The sequence below is a fragment of the Brevibacterium sp. SIMBA_078 genome (assembly GCF_046534565.1).
GTDB lineage: Bacteria > Actinomycetota > Actinomycetes > Actinomycetales > Brevibacteriaceae > Brevibacterium.
Genome location: NZ_JAWRYQ010000013.1, coordinates 1 through 709 on the forward strand (window position 1 = coordinate 1; position 709 = coordinate 709).

The window sequence follows — 709 nt, forward strand, 5'->3', positions numbered from 1 at the left end:
TCTATCATCATCACCCACAACGTTTCTCCGGACACCCTGAACCGTGAAGGTTGCCGTAACTACGACGTTGCGCCGGAAGTTGGTCACAAATTCTGCAAAGACTTCCCGGGTTTCATCCCGTCTCTGCTGAAACGTCTGCTGGACGAACGTCAGAAAATCAAAACCAAAATGAAAGCGTCTCAGGACCCGATCGAAAAAATCATGCTGGACTACCGTCAGCGTGCGATCAAAATCCTGGCGAACTCTTACTACGGTTACTACGGTTACGCGAAAGCGCGTTGGTACTGCAAAGAATGCGCGGAATCTGTTACCGCGTGGGGTCGTGAATACATCGAATTCGTTTGGAAAGAACTGGAAGAAAAATTCGGTTTCAAAGTTCTGTACATCGACACCGACGGTCTGTACGCGACCATCCCGGGTGGTAAATCTGAAGAAATCAAAAAAAAAGCGCTGGAATTCGTTGACTACATCAACGCGAAACTGCCGGGTCTGCTGGAACTGGAATACGAAGGTTTCTACAAACGTGGTTTCTTCGTTACCAAAAAAAAATACGCGCTGATCGACGAAGAAGGTAAAATCATCACCCGTGGTCTGGAAATCGTTCGTCGTGACTGGTCTGAAATCGCGAAAGAAACCCAGGCGCGTGTTCTGGAAGCGATCCTGAAACACGGTAACGTTGAAGAAGCGGTTCGTATCGTTAAAGAAGTTA

Annotated in this window: 1 pseudogene; it reads left to right on the forward strand. The window is 47.8% G+C overall.

Features of this window, described 5'->3' with window-relative positions:
* Positions 1 to 709 (forward strand): annotated as a pseudogene (locus SB749_RS18645) (DNA polymerase); the annotation flags it as partial.